Raw genomic sequence first — 25,489 nt, forward strand, 5'->3', positions numbered from 1 at the left:
GGCTAGTTTTCCTCGCCCAGGGCGGCCAGCCGGTGTTCCTCGTCCGCCTGGATGGCCGACTGGATCACCGGTTCCAGTTCGCCGTTCATCACCGCGTCCAGGTTGTAGGCCTTGTAGCCGGTGCGGTGGTCGGCGATCCGGTTCTCCGGGAAGTTGTAGGTACGGATGCGTTCGGACCGGTCCATGGTGCGGATCTGGGACTTGCGGGTCTCGGAGTTCGCGGCGTCGATCTGCTCCTGCTGGTGGGCCAGCAGCCGCGCACGGAGCACGCGCATGCCGGCCTCACGGTTCTGCAGCTGCGACTTCTCGTTCTGCATCGCCACCACGATGCCGGTGGGCAGGTGGGTGATGCGCACCGCCGAGTCGGTGGTATTCACGGACTGGCCGCCGGGGCCCGAGGAACGATAGACATCGATCTTCAGGTCGTTCTGGTGAATGTCCAGTTCTTCCGGCTCGTCGACTTCGGGCAGCACCAGCACGCCGGCAGCGGAGGTATGGATGCGGCCCTGCGATTCGGTCACCGGGACACGCTGCACGCGGTGCACGCCGCCCTCGAACTTCAGCCTGGCCCACACGCCTTCGGCGGGGTCGTTGGAGTTGCCCTTGATGGCCATCTGGACGTCCTTGTAGCCGCCCAGGTCGGACTCCGTCGCGGAGATGATTTCGGTCTTCCAGCCGCGCGATTCCGCGTAGCGCATGTACATCCGCAGCAGGTCGCCCGCGAACAGTGCCGCCTCGTCGCCGCCTTCGCCGCCCTTGACCTCGATGATCACGTTGCGGGCGTCGTCCGGATCCCGCGGGATCAGCAGCCGGCGGAGCCGTTCCTGGGCGGTCTCGACTTCGGCCTCCAGGCCCGGCACCTCGGCCGCCAGTTCCGGATCCTCGTCGGCAAGTTCGCGTGCCGCTTCGAGATCGTCCGACAGGTGCGACCAGCGCTTGTGCGCCTCCACAATGCCGTTCAGCTCCGCCGAACGCCGCCCCAGCTTCCGCGCCCGCGCCTGGTCGGCATAGACAGCAGGGTCGCTCAATTCCTTCTGCAGCTGGGCATGCTCATCGAGCAACCCCTGAACGGACTCAAACATCTTCAAACCTCTTTCGACTCACAACAAGTCTAAATAGCAACGACAAGGACGGGCAGGCAAAGCCGAATTAACAGCAACAGCCGCTGATTTTTTTGCCGGCCCGGGAGTGGCATCGGGCCTACCGGAGCCGGGCGGCTCAGGATCGCAGATCCTGGGCCGCCCGGCGTAGGGGCGGGGCCGGCAAAAAATCAGCGGCTATTAGGCAGCTACTTGTCGTTCTCGGCCTTCGAGCCGAGCGTCGTCTTCTGGACCTGCATCAGGAATTCCACGTTGGACTGCGTTTCCCGGATCTTGCCGGTGAGCAGTTCTAGCGCCTGCTGGGTGTCCAGTCCGGAGAGGACGCGGCGCAGGCGCCACATGATCTTGACCTCTTCGGGCGAGAGCAGGTTCTCCTCGCGGCGGGTGCCGGAGGCGTTGACGTCGACGGCCGGGAAGATGCGCTTGTCGGCCAGCGAGCGGGACAGGCGCAGTTCCATGTTGCCGGTGCCCTTGAATTCCTCGAAGATGACCTCGTCCATCTTGGACCCGGTCTCCACCAAAGCCGTGGCGAGGATGGTCAGGGAGCCGCCGTTTTCGATGTTGCGGGCGGCACCGAAGAAGCGCTTCGGCGGGTACAGTGCGGACGAATCCACACCGCCGGAGAGGATGCGGCCGGAAGCCGGGGCGGCCAGGTTGTAGGCGCGGCCCAGGCGGGTCATCGAGTCCAGCAGGACCACCACGTCCATGCCCATTTCCACCAGGCGCTTGGCGCGCTCGATGGCCAGTTCGGCCACGGTGGTGTGGTCATCGGCGGGACGGTCGAAGGTGGAGGCAATGACCTCGCCCTTGACCGTGCGCTGCATGTCGGTGACCTCTTCAGGCCGCTCGTCGACCAGCACCATCATGAGGTGGACCTCAGGGTTGTTGGTGGTGATCGCATTGGCGATGGACTGCAGGATCAGCGTCTTGCCGGCCTTCGGCGGGGAGACGATCAGGCCGCGCTGGCCCTTGCCGATCGGGGCCACCAGGTCGATGACGCGGGGGCCGATCTTCTTCGGCTCAGTCTCCAGGCGCAGGCGCTCCGACGGGTAGAGCGGTACCAGCTTGGTGAAGTCAACGCGGTCCTTGTTGTCTTCCACCGGCTTGCCGTTGACGTTAGTGAGCTTGACCAGCGCGTTGAACTTCTGCCGGCTGCTCTGGCCGCCCGAATCGCCGTCGCGGGGGGCGCGGATGGCGCCGACGACGGCGTCGCCCTTGCGCAGGTTGTACTTCTTGACCTGGGCCAGCGAGACGTAGACGTCGTTCGGTCCGGGCAGGTAGCCGGAGGTACGCACGAAGGCGTAGTTCTCCAGCACGTCCAGGATGCCGGCGACGGGCAGCAGCACATCGTCGTCCGAGACCTCGGTGTCGTCCACATCCGGGCCGCGGTCGCGGCCGCGGCGGCGCTCGTTCCGGTCGCGGTAACGGGTGTTGGTGTCGTTGTCGCGGCGGTTGCGGCGGTTGCGGTTGCGTCCGCGGCCGCCGTCCTCGCCGTCGTCCTGACGGTTGTCCCGGCTGTCCTGCCGGTTGTCGCGGGTGTCCTGACGGGTGTCGCGGGTGTCCCGGCTGTCGCGGGTGTCCCGGCTGTCGCGGTCGGCCTCGTTGCGGTTGCGGTTGCGATCGCGGTTGCGGCGGTCTGACTGGCCTTCGCCGCGGCCGGACTGCTGCTGCTGGGCGCCGTCCTGGCCGTCCTTCTTTTCGTCCTGCTTGCCGGCTTCGGCGGTGTCCTGCTGGGTGTCGGCCTTGGTCTCGGCTGCGTCCTGCTGGCCGGAGTCCGAACGGCGGTTGCGTCCGCGGCCGCGGCGCTCCTGGCGGACTTCGCCGTCGGCCTGGACGGTCTCCGCGGCCGGGGCCTGGGCAGGGGCCTCGGCCGGCGCCGCGGTGGCGGTGTTCGAGGCCGTGGCCTCGCCGTCGGCAGATGCCACCGTGCCGTCGCTGCTGGCGCGGCGGTTACGGTTGCGGGTACGGCTGACCCGCTCGGCGGCCTTGGTGAGGTCACCGCCGGGCGTGCTGCCGGCGCCCTCACCGGCCGTGCCGGCGGTCTCTTCCTTCACCGGAGCAGGAGCTTCGGTGCGCGCCGGCTGGTCGGCCTTCTTGGCTGCACGGTCTGCAACCGAAGATCCGCGCTGGTGGTCGGAAATCGCAGTGACAAGGTCGCCCTTGCGCATCCGGGAGCCGCCGGTGATGCCGAGCTGTCCGGCCAGCACCTGCAGCTGGGCCAGCTTCAGACCGGCAAGGCCTGCACTCTTCGGTGCAGGAGAGTCTATTGTTTCCACACCTGCAGTCAGGTCAGTGGTTTCGGTCACGAAGGATCCTTCCCCCTCGTCGGGCGGTGTGCATATGAAGCGCACCGCGTTGTTTGCCACCCGACCAAGCATGAGAAGCGCGGCCGGGGCCCGTTGTTGCCTCCGGCGTCATGCCGAGGAAAGTCCGGGTGAACAGATATGAAAGCCTTTGAAACAAGCCATCCGGCTGGAACGAGGGAGGTCCTGTCCGGCCGATGGCCGACAGCAACGCCGTTGAGTGCCGCGGAAGGCTCCTAAAAGGCTGCACCTGGAACGTGGATTCTACCTCAACGGCTGCTCGGCTTGAGTGATCCGGAGCATCCGGGCAGGATTCCTCGCCGGTTAATCCCGGGGGTGCACTTCCACTTTAGCACCATCTGTGTCCACTGCCAGTTTCAGAACACGCCAGCTTCCCGGCATGTCGTGCTGCTCCAGATGGGTGGCGATGGCCTTCTGGACCTGCACCGCTTCGGCCTCATTCGCGGCAAGCGTCATGACGGTGGGTCCGGCGCCGGAGACGACGGCGGCATAGCCCTCGCTGCGCAGCGCCTCGATGAGGGCGGCGCTGGGCTTCATGGCCGGCGCCCGGTGCCGTTGGTGCAGCCACTCTTCGGTTCCGGCCCGCAGCAGGGAGGGGTCGCGGGTGAGTGCGTGGACCAACAGCGCGGCGCGGCCGGAGTTGGCGGCGGCAACGTGGTGCGGCACCGAGGCAGGCAGCAGATTCCGTGCCGTTTCGGTGGAGAGTTCGTAGGAGGGTATCGCCACCACCGGCACGATGTCCTGGCAGATCGGGACGCAGGTGCTGTAGTACACCCCGACTTCCTCCCAAGAGATGGCCAACTGGCCGCTCAGAGCCGGCGCCACGTTATCGGGATGGCCTTCCAGGGCCGAACAGATCTGCAGAATCTTCCCGGCACCCAGGCGTGCCCGCTCCGGAAGCAGGGCATCGGCCAACAGCACGGCGGACACCACGGCGGCGGCGGAGGAACCCATCCCCCGCCCATGCGGGATCAGGTTCTCGGCTTCCAAACGCAACCCACCGGCGTCGTACCCTGCCTCGCGCAGCGTACTGCGCAGGGTGCGGATGATCAGGTGCGATTCGTCCGTGGGCAGGTTGGCCGCGCCCTCGCCCGTGACGGACGCCTGGAAGACGCCGTCGTCGGTCGACTCCACCGTGACGGTGTCGTGGAACGCGAGGGCCAGGCCCAGGCTGTCGAAGCCCGGACCCAGGTTGGCGCTGGTGGCCGGCACCCGCACCGTGATGCGCTGGCCGGGCGCGACGCGGCCGGCCACCGCGGCGTCCTCCCCCGCCAAGGTGCTGCTACTCAAGACCCAGGGCGGAGGCCACGCTGACCACGTCGAAGTCCACCTTGATCGGCGACGCTTCGCTGCCATCCTCGGTTCGCAGTGCCCACTGCGGGTCCTTCAGGCCGTGGCCGGTGACCGTGATGACAATGGTCTTGCCCGACGGCACGTCGCCGGCGGCGTGCTTCTTGATCACGCCGGCCACGCCGGCAGCAGAACCCGGCTCCACGAAGACGCCCTCCTTCGAGGACAGCCAGCGGTGCGCGGCCAGGATTTCGTCGTCGGTCACGGAATCGATCAGTCCGCCGGACTCGTCGCGGGCGGCGATGGCGGTGTCCCAGGAGGCCGGGTTACCGATCCGGATCGCGGTGGCGATGGTCTCCGGCTCGGTCACCGGGTGGCCCAGCACCAGCGGGGCGGCACCGGCGGCCTGGAAGCCCCAGAGCGTCGGGGTCTTGGTGGCGACCGGGCCCAGCATGCCGGCAGTGGCCGATTCGTACGGCGCGGCGTACTCCTGGTAGCCCTTCCAGTAGGCGGTGATGTTGCCCGCGTTGCCCACCGGCATCACGTGGATGTCCGGGGCGTCGCCCAGGTAGTCAACCGTCTCGAAGGCCGCCGTCTTCTGGCCCTGGATGCGCGCCGGATTCACCGAGTTCACCAGGAACACCGGGTAGGCCTCGGAGAGTTTGCGGGCCACTTCCAGGCAGTTGTCGAAGTTGCCGTTGATCTGGATGATTTCGGCGCCGTGCGCGATCGCCTGGCTCATCTTGCCCATGGCGATCTTGCCAGCGGGGACCAGCACCGCGCACTTCAGCCCGGCCTGGGTGGCGTAGGCGGCCGCCGAGGCGGACGTGTTGCCGGTGGACGCGCAGACCACGGCCTTGGCACCTGCCTCCACCGCCGCTGTCATGGCCATGGTCATGCCGCGGTCCTTGAAGGAGCCGGTGGGGTTCATCCCCTCCACCTTCAGGTAGACCTCGGAGCCGGTCAGTTCGGAGAGGGCTTTGGCCCGCACCAGCGGGGTGCCGCCTTCGCCGAGGGTGATGATCTCGGTCTGCTCCGTTACCGGCAGCCGGTCCGCGTATTCACGGATGACGCCGCGCCATTGGTGGGCCACTTAGATTCCTTCTACTCGCAGGACAGAGGTAACAGCGTTGACAATATCGAGTGCGCGCACGGCTTCGACCGTCGCGGCCAGCGAAGCCTCGGACGCCCGGTGCGTGACGAAGCGCAGCTCGGCGGTCACTTGGCCACCGTCGTTGGCAGAGGCCAGGGGGTCTTCGGCGTGGATGGTTTGGCGCATGGTCTCGATGGAGACGCCGTGCTCGGCGAAGACGCCGGCGATCTGCGAGAGCACGCCCGGCTGGTCGGCCACGTCCAGGCCGATGTAGTAGCTGGTCTTGACCGAATCCAGTCCGACGGCGGGCAAGGCCACCGTGGGGGTTTCGGTCCGTCCCGGGCCGCCGCCGACCATGCGCCGGGCGGCGCTGACCACGTCGCCCACCACGGCCGAGGCGGTCGGCGCTCCGCCGGCGCCCTGGCCGTAGAACATCATTTCGCCGGCGTTTTCGGCCTCCACGAAGACTGCGTTGAATGCCCCATGCACGGCTGCCAGCGGGTGCTTGAGCGGCAGCAGGGTCGGGTGGACGCGCACGGCCACGCCTTCGCGGCCGTCCACGCCGCGCAGCCGCTCGGCGATGGAGAGCAGCTTGATCACGTAGCCGGCGTCCTTGGCCGCGGCAATGTCGTCCGCGGAGATGGAGCTGATGCCCTGGCACTGGACGTCGGCCAGGTCGAACGCGGTGTGGAAGGCCAGTTCCGCGAGGATCGCGCCCTTGGCGGCGGCGTCGTGGCCTTCGATGTCGGCCGTGGGGTCCGCTTCGGCGTAGCCGAGTTCCTGCGCGGCGGCCAGCGCGTCGGCAAACTGGGCCCCGGTGGAATCCATCTGGTCCAGGATGTAGTTGGTGGTGCCGTTGACGATGCCCATCACCTTGGTGATGCGGTCGCCGGCCAGCGACTCGCGGATGGGCCGGAGCAGCGGAATGGCGCCGGCAACTGCCGCTTCAAAGGAAAGCTCGACGCCGGCTTCGTCGGCACGGGCGTAGAGGTCCTGGCCGTCGGCGGCCAGCAGGGCCTTGTTGCCGGTGACGACGGCGGCGCCGCTGTCGATGGCGCTGCGGATCAGCGACCGCGCCGGTTCCAGTCCGCCGAGCAGCTCAATGACGATGTCGGCGTCCTTGACCAGCGGCACGGCCTCGGTGGTGAACAGCCGGGCGGGCAGTTCCACGGTCCGCTTGGCGGCAACGTCGCGCACCGCGATCCCGGTCAGTTGCAGCCGCGCGCCGGTACGCGCGGCGAGCACCTCGGCGTCGTCAATCAGGATCCGGGCCACCTGGGCTCCGACGTTCCCGCATCCCAACAGTGCCACTTTCAGCGTTTTCATGCTGCTCAAACTCTCAGTCTTTTATCTCGCTCGCCTTGCCTGCCGCCCGTCGGGGGTCAGCCCAGGTCGCGGGCCAGCAGGTCGTCTTCGGTTTCGCCGCGGATGATCAACCGCGCCTCGCCGCCGCGCACGGCAACCACAGGCGGCCGGGCCACATAGTTGTAGTTGCTGGAGAGCGCCCAACAATAGGCCCCGGTCGCCGGCACCGCCAGCAGGTCCCCCGCCTCGATGTCCTCGGGCAGGTAAACGTTCCTGACTACAATGTCACCGCTCTCGCAGTGTTTACCAACCACGCGGGAAATAATCGGCGCCGCTTCCGTCACACGGGAAGCCAACACGGCCGAATAATCGGCGTCGTAGAGCACCGGGCGGGCGTTGTCGCTCATGCCGCCGTCCACGGACACGTAGCGCCGCGGACGGCTGCCGCCGCCATCCACGTCAACCTGCACGGTCTTCCGGGTACCGGCCGAGTAGAGGGTGAAGGTGCTCGGCCCGGCGATCGCGCGGCCCGGCTCAATCGAGATCCGCGGCACCGGGATGCCCAGCCGCTCGGTGGCGGCGCGCACGACGGCGGCCATCGCCTGAGCGAGTTCGGCCGGCGGCCGCGGGGTGTCCGCTTCGGTGTAGGCGATGCCGTAGCCGCCACCCAGATCGAGTTCATGCAGGTCAACGCCGTGCTCATCCCGGACCTGCGCCACGAAGGTCAGCAGCCGCTCCGCGGCCAGCGCAAAGCCTTCGGGCTCGAAAATCTGCGAGCCGATATGGCAGTGCAGGCCCAGCAGGTTGATCGACTCGTGCGCCAGCGCCGCCGCCACGGCCTGCGCGGCAGGCGAGCCGGCGGACTGAACCGGCGCCCCGCCGTCGTGCTCCGTGTTCTCCTGCTCCCGGCCGGCGTCGGCGGCGGCCATCGAGAGGCCAAACTTCTGGTCTTCATGCGCCGTGGCGATGAACTCGTGCGTGTGCGCGTGCACGCCGGGGGTCAGCCGCAGCATCACGTTGGCCATCTCGCCGCGGGCGGCGGCGATGGCCCCGACCCGTGCCAGTTCATCCAGGCTGTCCACCACGATGCGGCCCAGCCCCATGTCCAGGGCGCGGTGGATCTCGGCGTCCGACTTGTTGTTGCCGTGCAGGCCCAGGTTCTCCCCCGGAATCCCTGCGCGGGCGGCCACGGCAAGCTCCCCGCCGCTGCAGGTATCCAGCCGCAGCCCTTCCTGTGCCACCCAGCGGGCAATCTCCACGCTGAGGAACGCCTTGCCGGCGTAGTAGACATCCACGCCGCCGCAGAGCGAGCTGAAGGCATCGTCGAAGGCCTGCTTGAAGGCGCGGGCACGGGCACGGAAGTCGTCCTCGGACACCACAAACAGCGGCGTGCCGAACTGCTCCTTGAGCTCGCGGACGCCGATGCCGGAGACTTCCAGCTCTCCGGCTGCGCCGCGGGCCACGTCCTGGGCCCACAGCTTGGCGTCCAGCGCGTTGACATCCTGCGGGCAGGTCAGCCAGTCCGGGGCCAACTCGGACGCCGCGCCGGATACGTGTGCTGCGGGCATTACATCCTCTCCGGGGCGCTGACGCCCAGCAGGTCCAGGCCGTTGGCCAGCACCTGGGTCACGGCGGTGTTCAACCACAGCCGGGTCCGGTGCGTGTCGGTGACTTCGCCGTCGCCAATCGGGGTGACCCGGCAGGCGTCGTACCAGCGGTGGTAGGCGCCGGCGATGACTTCCAGGTGGCGCGCGACGCGGTGCGGTTCCCGGAACTTCGCGGCCATGGCGACCACCGACGGGTAGGCGCCCAGCACGGCCAGCAGTTCATTCTCGGTGGCGTGGTCCAGCAGCGATGCGTCGAACGCGCTGCGTTCCACTCCGGAGGCGGCAGCGTTGCGGGCGACGGCGCAGGTGCGCGCGTGGGCGTACTGCACGTAGTAGACCGGGTTGTCGTTGCTGTGCTTGACCAGCAGGTCCAGGTCAATGTCAATGTTCGAATCGGCGTGCGAGCGGGTCAGTGCGTACCTGGCCGCATCCACGCCCACGGCGTCGACGAGGTCCTCCATGGTCACCACGGTGCCGGCGCGCTTGGACATCCGCATCGGCTTGCCGTCCTTGACCAGGTTGACCATCTGGCCGATCAGCACTTCCACCCGGTCGGCGCTGTCGCCCATCGCGGCCGCGGCGGCCTTCAACCGAGCGACGTAGCCGTGGTGGTCGGCGCCGAGCATGTAGATGCACAGGTCGAACCCGCGGTCGCGCTTGTTCTTGAAGTAGGCGATGTCGCCGGCGATGTAGGCCGCGTTGCCGTCGGACTTGATGACCACGCGGTCCTTGTCGTCGCCGAAGTCGGTGGACTTCAGCCACCATGCGCCGTCGTTGAAGTAGAGGCTGCCGGAGCCTTTCAGCTCTTCCAGCAACTTCTCGACGGCGCCGTCCTCGAACAGCGAATTCTCGTGGAAGTACACGTCGAAATCCACGCCGAATTCATGCAGCGATTTCTTGATGGCGGTGAACATCAGCTCCACGCCGCGACTGCGGAATTCTTCCTGCGGGTCCGCGGCGGAGAGCGCGTCCGGGTTCTGTGCCAGCACCGCGTTGGCGATGTCGGCGATGTAGTCGCCGCCGTAGCCGTCCTCCGGCGCTGGCTCGCCCTTGGCCTTCGCCAGCAGGGAGCGGGCAAAGCGGTCGATCTGCGAGCCATGGTCGTTGAAGTAATACTCGCGGGCCACGTCGGCGCCCTGGGCAACCAAGATGCGCGCCAGCGAATCGCCGAGCGCGGCCCAGCGGGTGCCGCCCAGGTGGATCGGTCCGGTGGGGTTGGCGGAGACAAACTCCAGGTTGATGCGCTGCCCGGCCAGGTCGTCGCTGGTGCCGTAGCTTGTTCCCGCTTCGACGATGCTCTTGGCCAGCACGCCGGCCGCGGCGGCATCCACGGTGATGTTGAGGAAGCCGGGCCCGGCAATCTCAACCCGGGCGACGCCGTCGATCTTCTCCAGACGGGCACTGAGAATCTCCGCAAACTGGCGCGGGTTCATGCCGGCCTTCTTGCCCAACTGCATGGCAATGTTGGTGGCCCAGTCTCCATGCTCCCGGTTCTTCGGACGCTCCACCCGGACCTCGTCCGGCATTTCGACGGCGAAATCGCCGGCGTCGACGGCGGCCTGCAGGCAGGCGGCAATGGCAGCGGAAAGTTCTTCAGGAGTCACCCAACAAGCATAGGGCAATCGCTTGTACCGCCCCGCTTTCCGCCCTCCGGCTGTGACCGGGCTCGCACCGGGCTTGCGGGGGCGGGGGCCGGCCGCTCCCCCACAACAGTTCCTTTCGGCGTGCAGCGTTGCGCATTTCTTCTGGCGGCTCGGATGCTGATAAGCTCAATAGGTCCCGCAGGGCATCAGGCGAACAGCCGGTGCCGCGCCCTCGTAGCTCAGGGGATAGAGCGTCTGCCTCCGGAGCAGAAGGCCGTAGGTTCGAATCCTATCGAGGGCACTGATGATGCAGGACAAGGGAATCCCCGGCCAATCGGCCGGGGATTCCCTTGTTTAAGCGCCAGTCGGAGCAGCTTACCCCTGTTCGGCTTTGGCAACCGCCTGCGTCAGCGCTCTGCCGACCCCAGACTGTGGTCCACACCGACCTGGTCCACTTTGCGGTGGAAGTGCATTCCGGACCTGCCACCGAGCAGCGCACCCGCCAGCGAGACTAGTGCCGCGACCACCAGGACGATGATTCCCCCGGTCGTCAACGTTTCTTCACCCACGGGGATGCGGGGGAAACTGTTCAATTTGCTGAGTACATTGAACTGGCTACCAACGATCAACCCCAGGACGGCCAGCACAATCGCCACCACGATGGCCCAGAGCCACACGGCCAAACCTTGCTTCACGCCGTCGAACCGAGCCATCCGTCCTGCCACATATCCGCCGCAGAAGTACGAAATGAACAGGATCACGGCCAGGACGATACCGCCGATTATCCCCACCGTGCCCAGATTTTGGGACGCTTGGTCGGCGGCCTGGCTCGGATCTGCGCTCTGCGAACTTGTGGCCGCGCCAATGGCGGCCACCAACGCAGTCAGGATCGCTCCTATACCAGTGGCGGCTATCCAGCCGAAGAACGCCGACCCGAACTTCATTCCGCCAAACTGGCGATGCTCGGCGGCGACCACATCATCGCGGCGTCCCTTTGAACTGCTGGCTCCTTCTGAATCTGAACTCATCACCGGATCTCCCTTGCTAGCGTGATGTCGCGCGCCTAGCAAACCGCCGAACGGTGATCGCCAGCCCATATACTAAGCACGCTTATGATTGTCCATGCGGCAAGGCTGCAGCACAAGGGCAGGTCATCGCGGATCCACAGGTGACCGCCCCTAACGGGCCGCGGCCGTAGGCTGAAGAGCCTTGGCCGGAACACCGCTGCCGCGGAACGTGCGGCGGTAGGCCGCCGGGCTTACGCCAACGGACTTGGCGAAATGGTGGCGCAGCAGCACCGCCTGGCCGAATCCCGTGATCCGCGCAATTTCGTCGATATTGAGGTCCGATTCCTCCAGCAACTCCTGCGCGCGGAGCACCCGCTGCGCGTTGATCCACGCTGCCGGCGTGGCCCCGGTTTCGGCCCGGAAGCGGCGCGCGAACGTGCGCTCGGACATATGCACCCGGTCGGCCAACTGGGCGACCGTCACGTCCTGGGCCAGATTTTCATCCAGCCACACCAGCAGGTCTTTCAGAGTGTGGCAGCCGGCCAGCGACATCGGACGGTCAATATATTGCGCCTGCCCGCCGGCCCGGTGCGGCGGCACCACCATGTCCCGGGCGATGGCCGTGGCCACCGAGGCGCCGAGTTCGGTCCGGACCAGATGCAGGCAGGCATCGATCCCCGCGGCCGTCCCGGCGCTGGTGATGATGCGGTCGTCCTCGACATACAGCACGTTTTCGTCGACTTCGATCTGCGGATAATTGGCCGCCAACTGATGGGAGTACTGCCAGTGCGTGGTGGCTCGGCGACCATCCAGCAGTCCCGCTTCGGCCAGCACAAAGGCCGCCGAGCACACGGACAGCACCCAGGCGCCGCGGGCGTGCGCCGCGTGCAGGGCTTCCCTTAGTTCGTCGGGGACTTGGTCCATCTGTTGGTAAGGCGCAACCACCACCAGGTCTGCGTCGGCGGCCGCCTCCAGTCCAAGCGGGACGTTGAGCGAGAATCCCAGCTTGCTGCTGACCACCCCGGGCACGGTCGTGCAGATCCGGAAGTCAAACGCCGGAACGCCCGTGCCGCGGTCGGACCGGTCGATACCGAAGACTTCGCAAACCACCCCAAACTCGAACGGCGCGGCCCCCGGAAGCACCACCACAGCCACTGTTTTCAACATGCAACCAGTATGGCAGTTTTTTGTGCTTTATGGTCGTTTCTGCCACTCTTTTTTCCGTTCCAGCGGGATCACCATAGAGGCATGGAACTCCTTCTGATTACCGCACTGGCCCTCTTCGTCATCGTCGCCACTCTCCGATTGATCATCCGTGACGGCCGCGGCGCCACCCCGCCGGAACGTTCACATGCCGATTGGACCGCCGGCTCCGTCCCGAGCCGCCCCTATTCGGAGGTCATCCGGTTGGTCTGACCCGACCGTTGCCTACCCTCAATCCACCCCGAGCCCGACCGCTACCCGGCCGGGCTTCGTCTTGCTACTGGCGGTGCGCGAACAAGTCCCGCAAGAGCGCAATCTCGGCCAAATGATGAATCATTTCCCGATTGATGTGCAGCACGAGGGTCCCCATGGACCTGTCGGCAAAGGCCCCTTCCGCAGGACCGCAGGGCCGGTCAAGCCCGTCCTCGCCCAGAGCGCGGACACCCTGGAGCCACCGCGCATAGTATTCGTCCAGCAGGGCCAAGGCACCGACGGCGGTCCCGGGATACTCAAAGGACTCGTAGCCCACTTCTGGGCCGCCGAAGTGTGAAGCATTCCGGCTCCCGAGCACCCCCACCAGAATGTGGTTCAGGCGCCAGGCCACCGTGGTTACCGGCGGCGGTTTGGGTTCCGGGACCGCGAATTCGATGACGAAGTCCCCGGCGCCCACCGCCATCTGGGCGGTGCTGATGCCACGATGGCGGACGTTCCAGCAGCCCTCGGCGGGCTCCCAGAAATACTCCTGGTCGGTGAGTCCCTGCAACCGGGGCCGCGCCTGGGCGTCCCAGTGCCAGGTCAGTTGCTCGACCAATTCCACTGCCGCATTGAAAGACATCGCCGCTCCCATCAGCCCTGAAACTCCGCCACGCGGACCCTCCAGTCCATCTTGGAGCGGCCTGACCGCGTTGCCCAGTCTTCAGTGCCTCATAGCCGACCACGCGGCGGTCATCACGGACAGCTCTTGTCCGCAATCGTGGGTAGATTGGCCTTACCCCGGAAATACCGGCTCCGGTCCACGGCGGATAGCATCCGCCGGGCCGGCGGCTTCAGACACAGGTGACCATGCTCGAAACGTCAGCACGGCTGCTGCAACTGCTTTCCCTGCTCCAGATGCGCCGGGAGTGGACCGGCTCCGCGTTGGCCGAGCGGATGAGCGTCACCGAGCGCACGGTGCGCCGGGACATCGGCAAGCTGCGCAACCTGGGTTATCCCATCAACGCCTCCCCCGGCGTCGCGGGCGGCTACCAGCTGGGTGCGGGCGCCCAGCTTCCGCCGCTGCTGCTTGACGACGACGAAGCCCTGGCCGTGGCACTGGGCCTTAGCGCCGTGACGGCCAGCCCGGTGGCCGGCGTCGGCGAGGCGTCGCTGCGGGCCCTGACCAAGCTGGAGCAAGTGCTGCCCTCGCGGCTGCGGCCCAAGTTCTCCACCCTGAAGAACGCCGTGGTCACCCTGGCCGGCCCCACCGCCGCGGTGGATCCCGAGGTGCTGACCGGAATTTCCAGCGCCGTCGCCGAGCGGCGCGTGATCGGCTTCCGCTACGCCAAGGCCGACGGCGAATCCTCCCGCCGGCTGGCCGAACCGTACCGGCTGGTGGACACGGGCCGCCGCTGGTATCTGGTGGCCTTCGACACCGGCCGGCAGGACTGGCGCACCTTCCGGGTGGACCGGTTCGAGTCCGTTCCGACGCCCCGGGAACGCTTCGCCCCGCGCCAGCTGCCACAGCCGGACCTCGCCGCGTACGTCCAGCAGTCGATCACCCGGTCTCCCTACCAGTTCGACGTGGTGGTACGGATCCACGCTCCGCTACAGGCGGTGGCGGAGCGGATCCCGCCGAACATCGCCACCCTGTCCGACGACGGCGATGCCACCATGCTGCGCGCAGGTTACGACTCGCTCGACTATCCCCTGGTACAGCTGGCCGCCGTCGGCTTCGCCTTCGAAATCCTGGAACCGGCGGAATTCCGGCAGCGCGCCGCGGAGCTCGCCGGCCGGCTGTCCGCTGCCGCGGGCACGGAAACGGCGGCCGCCCCACCCGCGTAGGTGGGACAGCCGCCGTCGTGCGCTGCCGTGGTCTGTTATTCCGGGAGCGCCAGTTACTACTGGAGCATGGTGCGGTCGTCCACCACGCCCTTGATCTTTTCGAACTCGTGCAGCAGGTCCGGCACGGTGGCCTTCAGCTTCTGCTCTTGATCGAGGTCCAGGATGATCCGGCCGTCATGCATCATGATCAGCCGGGTGCCCAGCCGCAGCGCCTGCTCCATGTTGTGCGTGACCATCAGGGTGGTCAGCTGATGGCGGTCCACCACCTCGGCCGTCAGCCGGCTGACCAGTTCCGCACGCTGCGGATCCAGTGCGGCGGTGTGCTCGTCCAGCAGCAGGATCTTCGGGCTGCTGAACGTGGCCATCAACAGGGACAGGGCCTGCCGCTGGCCGCCCGAGAGCAGTCCCACCTTGGCCTTGAGCCGGTTCTCCAGCCCCAGTTCCAGGGAGCGCAGCTCTTCTTTGAAGAACTCGCGCTTCTTGCGGGTCACGCCGGGGCGCAAACCGCGCCGCTTGCCGCGCTCGTAGGCGATGGCCAGGTTCTCTTCGATGGTCATTTCCGGCGAGGTGCCGGCCATCGGATCCTGGAACACGCGTCCGATGAAGCGGGCACGCTGATGGTCTGCAAGCCTTGTGACGTCATTGCCGTCAATGCTCACCGTGCCGGTGTCCGGGCGCAGCTTGCCGGAGGTGATGTTCAGAATGGTCGATTTGCCGGCGCCGTTGCTGCCGATGACCGTGACGAATTCGCCGGCCTTCAGCGTCAAATTGATGTCCTGCAGGGCAACACGCTCGTTGACGGTGCCCGCGAAGAAGGTCTTGTGAACGTTCTTGATATCCAGCATGTCAGCCCTTCGCTCCCGTCAGGGATTTCTTCATCTTCCCCAGACCACCGACCCGGGCGAAGACCTTCCATTGCGGAAGGAGCAGCGCCATGACCACAAGCACGGCGGAGACCAGCTTCATGTCGGTCTGCTTCAGTCCGGCTTCCAGGGCCAACTGGATGACCACGCGGTACAGAACGGAGCCGAACACGACGGCCAGCGTGGCGATCCAGATCAGGCGGGTGCCGAAGATAGCCTGGCCGATGATTACCGAGGCGAGGCCGGCCAGGATCAGGCCGATGCCCATGCCGATGTCGGCAAAGCCCTGGTACTGGGCGATGAAGGCCCCGCAGAGTGCTACCAGTCCGTTGGACAGCGCCAGGCCGAGGATCTTTTGGTTGTCGGTGCTGACGCCGAAGCTGCGGATCATCTGTTCGTTGTCGCCCGTGGCCTGCATGGCCAGTCCGACGTCGGTGTGCAGGAACCAGTCCATGATCACCTTCACCGCCAACGCGACCAGCAGGAAGATGGCGATGGCGCCGATGCCACCGAGCAGGCCGGCTTCGCGCAGCGGAGTGATCAGGGTTTCCTCACGCAGTAGCGGCAGGTTGGCCTTGCCCATGATGCGCAGGTTGATGGAATAGAGGGCGATCATGGTGAGGATGCCCGCCAGCAGGCCGTTGATCTTGCCCTTGGTATGCAACAGGCCCGTGACGGCGCCGGCAGCCATGCCGGCAATGAAGGCCAAAACCGTGGCCATGACCGGTGGCATGCCGTTGATGATGCTGATGGCGGCAACTCCGGCACCGGTGGTGAAGCTGCCGTCGACCGTCAGGTCGGGAAAATTGAGGATGCGGAAGGTCAGATAGACCCCCAGGGCCATGATCGCGTAGATCAGCCCAAGCTCAACCGCGGTAATCATAAGTAAAGGACCTTGGTCTCTCGTGGGGTCCGTCCGGCGGCCGGGGTGGCCGGTCGCCGGACGGACTGCGGACTTCTTCAGCTCGCGCCGGAAGTGCCTTCGGGTTTACTTGAAGACGTGGTCGGCCTTGGCCTTGTCAGCAAAGCCGTCGGGCAGCGTGATGCCGGTGCGCTTGGCAGCGGCCTCGTTGACGTAGAGTTCCAGCTCGGTCTGGGTCTCCACCGGCATCGATGCCGGCTCGGCCTCGCCCTTGAGGATCTTCACGGCCATCTCACCGGTCTGGTAGCCCAGCTTTTCGTAGTTGATGCCGTAGGTGGCCACCGTGCCGCGCTTCACCGAATCACCTTCGGCGGCGATGGTGAGGATCTTCTTGGACTCGGCCACCTGGATCAGCGACTCGAGGGCCGAAACGACGGCGTTATCGGTCGGCACGTAGAACGCGTCGACGTCCAGCGACTCGGCGGCCTGCTGGACCTCGGTCGAGTTGGAAATGGCCGCTTCCTTGATCTCCAGACCCAGCTTCTTGCCGGCTTCCTTGGCCCACTCAACCTGGACGCCGGAGTTGACCTCGCCCGAGGAGTAGACAATGCCCACGGACTTCGCGTCCGGGTTCAGCTCCTTGACCAGGGCCAACTGCTCTTCGACGGGGTTGCGGTCGGACGTACCGGTGACGTTGGAACCCGGGGCGTCCATGCTTTCCACCAGGTCAGCGGATACCGGATCGGTGACGGCGGTGAAGAGGATGGGGGTGTCCACGATGGCCTGGACGGCCGCCTGCGCGGTCGGCGTGGCGATCGCCAGGATGAGGTCCTTCTTGTCGCTGGCGAACTTGCCGGCGATGGAGGTGGCTGTGGCCTGGTCGCCCTGCGCGTTCTGCTCGTCGTAGGTCACGGTCTCACCCTCGACGTAGCCGTTGTCGGCCAGCGCCTTCTTGAATCCTTCGTTGGCCGCGTCCAGGGACGGGTGCGAAATAATCTGGCTGATGCCGATTTCCACGGATTCGGTGGCGCCTTCGGCTGCGTTGCCCTCGGACGATGCCGGGCTGCCGCACGCGGAAACCAGCAGGGTGGTGGCCAGCAGGCCTGCACCCAGGCCGAACATGGTCGAACGTTTCTTCACGGTGTTCCTTTCGAATGTCCATCATGTGACGGTAATCCGGCACATTTCCGCCTGCTGCCCCTCCCCGGCGCAGCTGTTGCGGTCCGCCACCCACGGCAGCGTCATCGGCGCCGAAGATATGGCAGGGCGATCCCTGCGGAAAGCGTCCTGAAGATCTTACCTGTGAACCGAATCACATTGTCCAATCAGACCCGCGGGGTCAGGACAACCATATGAGATACGTCTCCTCTGCCGGACAAATTGCATCCCCATGTCACCGGATAGTTATTTTCGTCCACGGTCCGTTTGCTCCCGCGGCTCCCCGTCCGGCCGGGCCGGGGCCGCCGGTCCAGCCGCTAGACTGTGATCAATCATGGCTGTGAATATCACGTATCCCTCGGCCCTGCCGGTTTCAGAGCGGCGCGAGGACATCATGGCGGCCATTGCCGCGAACCAAGTGACCGTCATCGCCGGCGAAACCGGTTCCGGCAAAACCACCCAGATCCCGAAAATGTGCCTGGAGCTGGGCCTGGGCGAGAAGGGTCTGATCGGCCATACCCAGCCCCGGCGGCTGGCGGCCAGGACCGTGGCCGAGCGTATTGCCGAAGAGCTGGATGTAAAGATCGGCGAGGAAGTGGGCTTCCAGGTCCGCTTCACCGGCGAAGTCAGCCGGGATACCCGGATCAAGCTGATGACCGACGGCATCCTGCTGGCCGAGATCCAGCATGACAAGCTGCTGAAGAAATACAGCACCATCATCATCGACGAGGCGCACGAACGCAGCCTCAACATCGACTTCATCCTGGGCTACCTCAAGCGCGTGCTGCCGAAGCGCCCGGACCTGAAGGTGATCATCACCTCGGCCACCATCGATCCGGAGCGATTCGCCCGTCACTTCGGCAACGACGACGCCCCTGCGCCCGTCATCGAGGTTTCCGGCCGGACCTACCCGGTGGAAATCCGCTACCGCCCGCTGAACCAACCGGCGGGCTCGGACGCCGACAACCCGGACGCGGACGAACTGGAGGAAGACCGGGACCCGCTCGACGCCGTCTGCGATGCAGTGGATGAACTGTCCCTGGAAGCACCCGGCGACATCCTGGTCTTCTTCTCCGGCGAGCGCGAAATCCGCGATGCCGCCGACGCCCTGACGGCCAGGATCAAGACCAACCGCCGGCTGGCGGGCACCCAGATCCTGCCCTTGTATGCCCGGCTCTCACTGGCGGAGCAGCACCGCGTCTTCTCCCCCGGGGGCCAGCGCCGGATTGTGCTGGCCACCAACGTGGCCGAGACCTCGCTGACCGTTCCGGGCATCAAGTACGTGATCGACACCGGAACGGCGCGCATCTCCCGCTACTCGCACCGCACCAAGGTCCAGCGTCTGCCGATCGAACGGATCTCGCAGGCCTCGGCCAATCAGCGCTCGGGCCGCTGCGGCCGCGTCAGCGACGGCATTGCCATCCGGCTTTATTCCGAGGAGGACTACGACTCCCGGCCGGAATTCACCGACCCCGAAATCCTGCGCACCAACCTGGCCGCGGTCATCCTGCAGATGACCGCCATGGGGGTGGCCGGGGACTCCAAGGACATTGAGGCGTTCCCGTTCGTGGAGCCGCCCGAGACCCGTGCCATCAACGACGGCGTCACGCTCCTGCGCGAACTCGGAGCCCTGCCCGAACCCGGCACCAAAGGCGGGACGACGGCGAAACCCGGACTCACCGCCGTCGGGCGCAAACTGGCGCTGCTGCCGGTGGACCCGCGGTTGGGCCGGATGATCGTGGAAGCCGGCCAGCGCGGATGCGTGCGCGAGGTGATGGTGCTGGCGGCGGCGCTGACCATCCAGGACCCGAGGGAACGCCCCACCGACCAACAGCAGCAGGCCACCGAGAAGCACAAGCGCTTCGTGGATGAGAAGTCCGACTTCACCGGGGTTCTGAACCTGTGGCGCTATCTGCAGGAGAAGCAGCAGGAGCTCTCCTCGACCCAGTTCCGCAAGCTGTGCCGCACCGAGTTCATCAACTACCTGCGGGTCCGGGAGTGGCAGGACCTGTTCGCGCAGCTGCGCCAGCTTGCCAAGCCGCTGGGCATCACGCTGGAGTCCGGGCGGGATGTTGACCCCGCCGGCAAGCACGATGACATCCACAAGTCCCTGCTGGCCGGCCTGCTCAGCCACATCGGCGTGTACGAGGAACGCAAGCGCGAATACGCCGGCGCCCGCGGCACCCGGTTCGCCATCTTCCCGGGCTCGGCGCTGTTCAAGAAGTCGCCGGACTGGGTGATGGCGGCCGAACTGGTGGAAACGTCCCGGCTCTGGGCCCGGGTTGCTGCCACCTTCGACCCGGTCTGGGCCGAAGAGATTGCGCCGCAACTGTGCAAGCGAACGTATTCGGAGCCGCACTGGTCCAAGAAGATGGGCTCGGTGATGGCGTACGAGAAGGTCACGCTCTACGGGGTGCCGATTGTCCCGCAGCGGCGGATCCAGTACGGGCGGATCGACCGGGAGCTCAGCCGCGAGCTGTTCATCCGCCACGCCCTGGTGGAAGGCGACTGGCGCACGCACCACAAGTTCTTCCACCGCAACCGCCGGCTGCTGGCCGAGGTGGAGGAACTGGAAACCCGGATGCGCCGCCGCGACCTGCGCGTGGACGACGAGACGCTGTTCGAGTTCTACGACGAGCGGATCGGACCCGACGTGGTCTCCGAACGGCACTTCGACAAGTGGTGGAAGGACGCCCGCGCGGACGATCCCACGCTGCTCGATTTCGATCCGGACGCCGTGCTGGCCGCCGACGCCGAGGAGCTGGACGCGTCGGCGTTCCCGAAGACCTGGCAGCAAGGGTCGTTCGAGCTCCCGCTGAGCTACGAATTCTCGCCGGTGGCACCGGGCGCCACCCCGGATCCGTCCGACGGCGTGACCGTGCACGTGCCGGTCCTGTTCCTGAACCAGCTGGACGAAGCCCCCTTCCGCTGGCAGATCCCCGGCCTTCGGGTGGAACTGGTGACCGCGCTGATCAAGTCGCTGCCTAAGCAGATCCGCAAGAACTTTGTGCCGGCGCCGGACGTGGCCCGGAGCGCGGCGGCAGCCCTGGCCGCGGACTTCAATCCGGCCGAGGATGCACTGGAGCCCTCGCTGGAACTGGTGCTGCGCCGGTTGAAGGGGCACATCATCCCGCCCGGGTCCTGGAACTGGGAGACCGTGCCGCCGCATCTGCGGATGACTTTCCAGGTGGTGGACGGCAAGGGCAAGGTGCTGGACGAGGCCAAGGACCTGGCGAAACTGCAGCAGGAACTGGCGCCGGCCAACCGGCGGGCGATCGCCGAGTCCCTGGGGGCAACGCCGGGTTCTCAGGCGGCCGCGAGCGGCCTTGGCCGACCATCGGGCCAGCCGTCGCCGGAGAAGGGCCGCGGCGGTGCCGGCAAGAAGCATGGCAAGCACGGTGGCCGGCAAGGAGCCGCGGCCGCAGCCGCCCCCGGTGCCGGCGCGCCGTCGTCGGCTTCCCCGGGTCAGGCAACCGGCGGCGTGCAGGAACGCAGCGGGCTGACCGCCTGGCCGGACGGCGACCTTCCCCGCGAGGTTAAGCGCGAGGTGGCCGGCCACACCGTGACCGGTTATCCAGCGCTGGTCGATGAGGGCGCCACCGCGGGTGTGCGGGTCTTCCAGACCCCGGCAAGCCAGCAGGCGGCCATGCGCTCGGGCGTCATCCGCCTGCTGGTGCTGCGCGTGCCCTCGCCGCAGCGGTACGTGCTGGATCACCTGAACAACACGGAGAAGCTGACCTTCACGCAGAACCCGCACGGCTCGGTGGCGTCGCTGATCGATGACTGCACGCAGGCCGCGGTGGACAAGCTGGTGCCAGCCGATTTGCCGTTCACCAAGGCCGGGTTCGATGCCCTGTACGAGCAGGTCCGCGCCGAATTGATCGACACCGTGTTCACCGTGACCGCCATTGTGGAGAAGATCCTCTCCAGCTCCCGGCGGATCCAGAAGGAACTGAAGTCCAACGCCAGCCTGGCGCTGATCAGTCCGCTCTCCGACATCAAGAGCCAACTGGAACAACTGGTCTACCCCGGCTTCGTGGCCGCCACCGGGTACGCGCAGCTGAGCCAGCTGCCGCGCTATCTGGAGGGCATCGAGCGCAGGCTGCAGAAACTGCCCACGGCCGTGGGCCGGGACGCACAGCAGATGTCCGTGGTGCAACGGCTCGAAGACGAGTACGACGACGCCCGGGCGGCCCTGAAACCGGGCAGCCTGGACGGTTCCGGCCTGGACAAGGTGCGCTGGATGCTGGAGGAACTGCGGATCAGCTTCTTCGCGCAGGAACTCGGAACGGCGTTCTCGGTGTCCGAGAAGCGCGTCCGGGCGGCGCTGCACGAGACCCTCGCCGGCTGACGCTGGCCTCAGTGTCTGGCGACTCAGGGTCTGGCGCCAAGTCTGGGCCGGCGGCGAGGGCCGGGCCCGAGGTCAGGGGCAGGCCGAGGTCAGGGGTTACTGCCCCTGACCTCAGCGTGACCTCAGGGTTTGGCGCCCACGTCAGGGGTTACTGCCCCGGATTTGGACGACGCTTGGTGATCTGGACGCCCTACCCTGACCTCGCGATCCGCAACGCTTCGCCGGGCCGCGCCGCCGGGCACGTTGTTCGCCCGGCACGATGTCCACCCGGCGCAACCCTCCAGAAAGGTCAGTCTTCGGGGACGTTATCCCCGTGGCCGGCGTCGCGCAGAGCCGCCCGAAGCCGCTGGGCGGATTCCTCCATCACGTCCTGATCGGGGTTCTGCTGGGCACGTTTGAAGTCGTACTCGGCCTGTGAGTTCGACGGCCAGACGTGCAGGTGCAGGTGGTCCACCTCGAACCCGGCGATGATCAGGCCGGCACGGGCGGCGCCGAAAGCCTCCACTTGGGCCTTGCCGACGGTCTGGGCCACCGCGGTGAGCTTCTGCAGCAGGTCGGCGGGGGCGTCGGTCCAGCGGTCCACTTCCTGCCGCGGCACCACCAGCGCGTGTCCGTCCGCGAGCGGATTGATGCTCAGGAAGGCCACCACGTCGTCGTCCTTCCAGACGAAGCGGCCGGGAATTTCGCCGTCGATGATCTTGGTGAACAGTGTGCTCATGTAAGGGAATCCTTGTCTGTCAGTCTGTCAGTCAGTCGGTCAGTCAGTAGTTGGGCAGCAGTCAGCGGATCAGTGGGCCGGCGAAGACTCAGTCGTTAAGCGAGGCGATGTCCAGCACAAACCGGTAGGCAACGTCGCCGGCCACCATCCGGTCATAGGCCTGGTTCAGCTCCGGGGCGCGCACCAGTTCGACGTCGGCGGTGATCCCGTGTTCGGCGCAGAAATCGAGCATCTCCTGGGTTTCGGCGATACCGCCGATGTTCGACGCCCCGTAGGCAATCCGGTGGCGCATCAGCAGGTTGACCGGCACCGGCGGCATCGGCTCGGGCGGCACACCCAGCTGGATCAGCGCGCCGTCGCGCCGGATCGTCCGCAGGTACGGCGCCAGGTCGTGGGCCACGGACACCGTATCGATCACCAGGTCCACACTGCGCCGGGCGGCGGCGAGCGCCTCGTCATCGCCGGTCACCACCACGTGGTCGGCACCGAGCGCACGGGCGGAATCGGCCTTGTCCGCCGAGCTGGTGAAGACCGTCACGGACGCGCCCATGGCCTTGGCCAGCTTGACGGCCATGTGCCCCAGCCCGCCGAGACCCACCACGCCGACGGAATCGCCGGCTTCCACGCCGAAGTAGCGCATCGGCGAGTACGTGGTGATGCCGGCGCACAACAGCGGTGCCGCCGCGGCCGGGTCCAGCTCCGGCGGCATCCGCAGCACAAAATTTTCATCGACGACGACGGAGGTTGCGTATCCGCCCTGCGTCACCTCACCGCCGTGGCGCCGGTCGCGGGCCCCGTAGGTGCCCACCGCGCCCTTGTCGCAGTACTGTTCCAGCCCCTCGTCACAGGCGGCGCAGTCGCGGCACGAATCCACCATGCAGCCCACGCCCACCAGATCGCCCACGGCGTGCAGTGTCACGTCCTGGCCGATGGCGGTGACCCGGCCGACGATTTCGTGGCCGGGCACCAGCGGGTAGTCGATCTCGCGCCACTCCCCGCGGACGGTATGCACATCGGAATGGCAGAGGCCGCAGAACGCGATGGCGATCTCCACGTCGTGCGCATCCGGGTCGCGGCGTTTTACCTGCAGCGGGACCAGGCCGGAGCCCGGGGCCTCCACGCCATAGGCCAACGCCGTATCCATACTGCTCCTCGGTGTCTGCCGGCCTGCTGCCGCGTGGGCTAGCTGTTCCTGCTGAAGTGAAAGCGGTTTTCCCAACGGCGGTGGTGCCGGACGGCCAAGTGTCATGAGCCCGACGCTACCGTTTGCCGGACCGCCATGCCACCGGGACGCACCGTCTGTGACGCTCCGGCTTCCGTGGTGCACGACGCCGGACGGCCGCCGTTCACGGCTCGTCGCCGGTTGCTATCGGCAGCTCAGGATGCCCGCACCACTGGGACCATGACCCCGGGAACAAGGACGCACCGATGCCGGCCTCGGCCAGGGCGGCGATTTGGTGCGCGGCGTTAATCCCGGAGCCGCAATAGACCGCTACGTCCCGGCCGTCGGCGCCCAGGTCCTTGAACCGCGCGGCGAGTTCCGCGGCCGGCAGGAAATGCCCGCCGGGGGCGAGATTCTCCGTGGTCGGTGCGCTCACCGCGCCCGGAATGTGGCCTGCGCGCGGGTCAACCGGCTCCAGCTCGCCGCGGTAGCGCTCGGGCGCGCGGGCATCAAGCAACAGCGAGCTACCGGCGAAGTCCAGCACGTCTTCCAGCTCGAGTCGGGGCATTCGCCCGCTGCCCAGTTCGACGTTTCCCAGTGATGCCAGTTCTTCGCCGCTGTCGAGTTCGTACCCTTCGGCGCTCCACGCGGCCAGTCCGCCGTCGAGCAGGTACACGGTGTCGAAGCCGCCGTCGCGCAGCAGCCACCACACCCGGGCGGCGGACAGGCCGCCGTTGTCGTCGTAGGCCACCACCACGTCGCCGTTGTTGATGCCCCAGTCCCGCGCGGCCTCGCGGAAGGCCTCCGGCTCCGGCAGCGGGTGGCGTCCTTCGGCCGCGGACGGCGCGGACGCAAGTTGCGACGGCAGGTCAACATAGACGGCACCGGGGATGTGGGCTTGGCGGTAGCGGCGTTGGCCGTCGCCGCCGCGGTCGCCGAGTTTCCAGCGGACATCCAGCAGTACGGTGCGCTGTCCGGAGGTCATCCGTTCACGCAGCGTCTGCACGTCCATCAGAGTCCTCATGAGATCTCCTCCTGACTGCTGGCGGGCGTCGTTGCCCGCCGGTGTCCGGCCAGTCCATCACAGCGGCGGGTACCGGGCCAAGCGTCCACGCCCGGACACCGACCGCCCCGGCTGTCAGGCCAAGTCCACGCTCTCCCCCGGCGACAGGTGCTGGTAGCCGGTACCGTAGTAGCCGCCGAACAGCGTCACGTGCTTTTCCACCAGCGGCAGGCCGCGGTCGCTGAGCCCGGCGTCGTGGATCGGGTAGGCATGCTCGGCGCGCATGGCGGTGACGAAGTCGATCACCTCGGCCGTCTTCGACCAGGGAGCGTGGATGGGCACCAGCACGTTCTTCACCATCAGCCCGTGCGGCACGATGAACGAATCCCCCGGGTGGTACAGGTTGTCGTTAATGACGTAGCCGATGTTGGCCACCACCGGGATGTGCGGATGGATCAACGCATGCTGGCCGCCGAAGGTGCGGATGCGGAACCCTGGCACCTCGAACTCAGTCTCCGGCTCGGCCGCGTGGATCCGCGCCGACGTCTCCGGGGCGAGCGCTCGGAGATCGGCCGCTAGCGAGGCCGGAGCATACAGATCCATTCCGTCCGCCTCCGCGAGCAGGCCGAGCACCCGGTCCCGGTCGAGGTGGTCCGCGTGCTCGTGGGTCACCAGGACGGTGGAGGCTCCGTCGAGGGCCTGCTCCACCTCGGAGAAATTGCCGGGGTCGATCGCCAGGACGTGCCCGTTCTCTTCGAGCCGGACGCAGGAATGGGTGAATTTTGTCAGCTGCATGGCACCAACCCTAACCGCGCCGGGC

The 25,489-nt window shown here is 67.0% G+C and carries 20 protein-coding genes and 1 tRNA gene; 4 read left to right on the forward strand and 17 right to left on the reverse strand.

From position 1 onward, the window contains the following. Positions 1–2: 2 nt before the first annotated feature. The 7 genes from prfA to argS form a co-directional block, all read right to left on the reverse strand. A complete protein-coding gene (prfA, locus tag AC5RWT_RS05465) occupies positions 3–1,082 on the reverse strand; it encodes a peptide chain release factor 1 (RefSeq protein WP_494045667.1) in 1,080 nt (359 codons plus the stop codon). 206 nt (positions 1,083–1,288) lie between these two features. Further along, positions 1,289–3,406 carry a transcription termination factor Rho gene (gene rho / locus AC5RWT_RS05470; protein WP_494079474.1) on the reverse strand — a complete coding sequence of 706 codons (2,118 nt, stop codon included), beginning with the start codon at positions 3,404–3,406 and terminating at the stop codon, positions 1,289–1,291. A 321-nt stretch (positions 3,407–3,727) separates the two neighbouring features. After that, complete coding sequence (thrB, locus tag AC5RWT_RS05475; protein WP_494045665.1) at positions 3,728–4,714, reverse strand: homoserine kinase; 987 nt, start codon at positions 4,712–4,714, stop codon at positions 3,728–3,730. Then, positions 4,707–5,807: a threonine synthase gene (gene thrC, locus AC5RWT_RS05480; protein ID WP_494045664.1), complete on the reverse strand. Its 1,101-nt coding sequence runs from the start codon at positions 5,805–5,807 to the stop codon at positions 4,707–4,709. Before thrC ends, thrB begins: the two co-directional genes overlap by 8 nt. Further along, positions 5,808–7,133 carry a homoserine dehydrogenase gene (locus tag AC5RWT_RS05485; protein WP_494079534.1) on the reverse strand — a complete coding sequence of 442 codons (1,326 nt, stop codon included), beginning with the start codon at positions 7,131–7,133 and terminating at the stop codon, positions 5,808–5,810. Positions 7,134–7,189: 56 nt separating this feature from the next. Next, positions 7,190–8,680, reverse strand: a complete 1,491-nt coding sequence (locus AC5RWT_RS05490; RefSeq protein ID WP_494079475.1) for a diaminopimelate decarboxylase family protein — start codon at positions 8,678–8,680, stop codon at positions 7,190–7,192. Continuing rightward, complete coding sequence (gene argS / locus AC5RWT_RS05495) at positions 8,680–10,323, reverse strand: arginine--tRNA ligase (protein ID WP_494045661.1); 1,644 nt, start codon at positions 10,321–10,323, stop codon at positions 8,680–8,682. The genes AC5RWT_RS05490 and argS overlap by 1 nt, the downstream gene beginning before the upstream one ends. A 207-nt stretch (positions 10,324–10,530) precedes the next feature. Between argS and AC5RWT_RS05500 the strand changes: the two genes are divergently transcribed. Then, positions 10,531–10,603, forward strand: a tRNA-Arg gene (locus AC5RWT_RS05500). Between the two features lie 106 nt (positions 10,604–10,709). Here AC5RWT_RS05500 and AC5RWT_RS05505 read toward each other — a convergent pair. Then, on the reverse strand, positions 10,710–11,330 hold the full coding sequence (locus AC5RWT_RS05505; RefSeq protein ID WP_494079476.1) for a hypothetical protein: 621 nt from the start codon (positions 11,328–11,330) through the stop codon (positions 10,710–10,712). A 150-nt stretch (positions 11,331–11,480) separates the two neighbouring features. Further along, entirely contained in the window at positions 11,481–12,476 is a 996-nt protein-coding gene (locus tag AC5RWT_RS05510; RefSeq protein WP_494045659.1) for a GlxA family transcriptional regulator, read from the reverse strand. 81 nt (positions 12,477–12,557) lie between these two features. On the opposite strand from AC5RWT_RS05510, the gene AC5RWT_RS05515 reads away from it, so the two are divergent. Continuing rightward, positions 12,558–12,725 (forward strand): hypothetical protein, encoded by a 168-nt coding sequence (locus AC5RWT_RS05515; protein WP_494045658.1) that lies wholly within the window; start codon positions 12,558–12,560, stop codon positions 12,723–12,725. 64 nt (positions 12,726–12,789) lie between these two features. Here AC5RWT_RS05515 and AC5RWT_RS05520 read toward each other — a convergent pair whose 3' ends face one another. Then, a complete protein-coding gene (locus AC5RWT_RS05520; RefSeq protein ID WP_494079477.1) occupies positions 12,790–13,347 on the reverse strand; it encodes a DinB family protein in 558 nt (185 codons plus the stop codon). 227 nt (positions 13,348–13,574) lie between these two features. Here AC5RWT_RS05520 and AC5RWT_RS05525 point away from each other — a divergent pair, with 227 nt between their 5' ends. Then, positions 13,575–14,552: a helix-turn-helix transcriptional regulator gene (locus tag AC5RWT_RS05525; protein ID WP_494045656.1), complete on the forward strand. Its 978-nt coding sequence runs from the start codon at positions 13,575–13,577 to the stop codon at positions 14,550–14,552. A gap of 56 nt (positions 14,553–14,608) precedes the next feature. On the opposite strand, the gene AC5RWT_RS05530 is transcribed toward AC5RWT_RS05525, so the two are convergent. From AC5RWT_RS05530 to AC5RWT_RS05540, 3 genes are all read right to left on the reverse strand, one after another. Next, positions 14,609–15,397: an ABC transporter ATP-binding protein gene (locus AC5RWT_RS05530; protein ID WP_494045655.1), complete on the reverse strand. Its 789-nt coding sequence runs from the start codon at positions 15,395–15,397 to the stop codon at positions 14,609–14,611. A gap of 1 nt (position 15,398) precedes the next feature. Beyond that, positions 15,399–16,298, reverse strand: a complete 900-nt coding sequence (locus AC5RWT_RS05535) for an ABC transporter permease (RefSeq protein WP_494045654.1) — start codon at positions 16,296–16,298, stop codon at positions 15,399–15,401. A 105-nt stretch (positions 16,299–16,403) separates the two neighbouring features. After that, positions 16,404–17,399 (reverse strand): ABC transporter substrate-binding protein, encoded by a 996-nt coding sequence (locus AC5RWT_RS05540; protein ID WP_494045859.1) that lies wholly within the window; start codon positions 17,397–17,399, stop codon positions 16,404–16,406. 370 nt (positions 17,400–17,769) lie between these two features. Between AC5RWT_RS05540 and hrpA the strand changes: the two genes are divergently transcribed. Continuing rightward, entirely contained in the window at positions 17,770–21,786 is a 4,017-nt protein-coding gene (hrpA, locus tag AC5RWT_RS05545; RefSeq protein WP_494079478.1) for an ATP-dependent RNA helicase HrpA, read from the forward strand. Between the two features lie 289 nt (positions 21,787–22,075). Here hrpA and AC5RWT_RS05550 read toward each other — a convergent pair whose 3' ends face one another. From AC5RWT_RS05550 to AC5RWT_RS05565, 4 genes are all read right to left on the reverse strand, one after another. Beyond that, on the reverse strand, positions 22,076–22,504 hold the full coding sequence (locus AC5RWT_RS05550) for an HIT family protein (RefSeq protein WP_494079479.1): 429 nt from the start codon (positions 22,502–22,504) through the stop codon (positions 22,076–22,078). 88 nt (positions 22,505–22,592) lie between these two features. After that, a complete protein-coding gene (locus tag AC5RWT_RS05555) occupies positions 22,593–23,648 on the reverse strand; it encodes an NAD(P)-dependent alcohol dehydrogenase (RefSeq protein ID WP_494045651.1) in 1,056 nt (351 codons plus the stop codon). Between the two features lie 202 nt (positions 23,649–23,850). Continuing rightward, entirely contained in the window at positions 23,851–24,690 is an 840-nt protein-coding gene (locus AC5RWT_RS05560) for a sulfurtransferase (protein WP_494079480.1), read from the reverse strand. A gap of 114 nt (positions 24,691–24,804) precedes the next feature. After that, on the reverse strand, positions 24,805–25,464 hold the full coding sequence (locus AC5RWT_RS05565; RefSeq protein ID WP_494079481.1) for an MBL fold metallo-hydrolase: 660 nt from the start codon (positions 25,462–25,464) through the stop codon (positions 24,805–24,807). Positions 25,465–25,489 lie beyond the last annotated feature (25 nt).

Source organism: Arthrobacter sp. Dra40 (assembly GCF_059091905.1).

Excerpts from the sequence above, each read along its gene's own strand:
- prfA (WP_494045667.1), bottom strand. The coding sequence starts at position 1,082 with ATGTTTGAGTCCGTTCAGGGGTTGCTCGATGAGCATGCCCAGCTGCAG.
- AC5RWT_RS05485 (WP_494079534.1), bottom strand. The coding sequence starts at position 7,133 with ATGAAAACGCTGAAAGTGGCACTGTTGGGATGCGGGAACGTCGGAGCC.
- AC5RWT_RS05490 (WP_494079475.1), bottom strand. The coding sequence starts at position 8,680 with ATGCCCGCAGCACACGTATCCGGCGCGGCGTCCGAGTTGGCCCCGGAC.
- AC5RWT_RS05505 (WP_494079476.1), bottom strand. The coding sequence starts at position 11,330 with ATGAGTTCAGATTCAGAAGGAGCCAGCAGTTCAAAGGGACGCCGCGAT.
- AC5RWT_RS05510 (WP_494045659.1), bottom strand. The coding sequence starts at position 12,476 with ATGTTGAAAACAGTGGCTGTGGTGGTGCTTCCGGGGGCCGCGCCGTTC.
- AC5RWT_RS05515 (WP_494045658.1), top strand. The coding sequence starts at position 12,558 with ATGGAACTCCTTCTGATTACCGCACTGGCCCTCTTCGTCATCGTCGCC.
- AC5RWT_RS05520 (WP_494079477.1), bottom strand. The coding sequence starts at position 13,347 with ATGTCTTTCAATGCGGCAGTGGAATTGGTCGAGCAACTGACCTGGCAC.
- AC5RWT_RS05525 (WP_494045656.1), top strand. The coding sequence starts at position 13,575 with ATGCTCGAAACGTCAGCACGGCTGCTGCAACTGCTTTCCCTGCTCCAG.
- AC5RWT_RS05530 (WP_494045655.1), bottom strand. The coding sequence starts at position 15,397 with ATGCTGGATATCAAGAACGTTCACAAGACCTTCTTCGCGGGCACCGTC.
- AC5RWT_RS05535 (WP_494045654.1), bottom strand. The coding sequence starts at position 16,298 with ATGATTACCGCGGTTGAGCTTGGGCTGATCTACGCGATCATGGCCCTG.
- AC5RWT_RS05540 (WP_494045859.1), bottom strand. The coding sequence starts at position 17,399 with ATGTTCGGCCTGGGTGCAGGCCTGCTGGCCACCACCCTGCTGGTTTCC.
- hrpA (WP_494079478.1), top strand. The coding sequence starts at position 17,770 with ATGGCTGTGAATATCACGTATCCCTCGGCCCTGCCGGTTTCAGAGCGG.
- AC5RWT_RS05550 (WP_494079479.1), bottom strand. The coding sequence starts at position 22,504 with ATGAGCACACTGTTCACCAAGATCATCGACGGCGAAATTCCCGGCCGC.
- AC5RWT_RS05555 (WP_494045651.1), bottom strand. The coding sequence starts at position 23,648 with ATGGATACGGCGTTGGCCTATGGCGTGGAGGCCCCGGGCTCCGGCCTG.
- AC5RWT_RS05560 (WP_494079480.1), bottom strand. The coding sequence starts at position 24,690 with ATGAGGACTCTGATGGACGTGCAGACGCTGCGTGAACGGATGACCTCC.
- AC5RWT_RS05565 (WP_494079481.1), bottom strand. The coding sequence starts at position 25,464 with ATGCAGCTGACAAAATTCACCCATTCCTGCGTCCGGCTCGAAGAGAAC.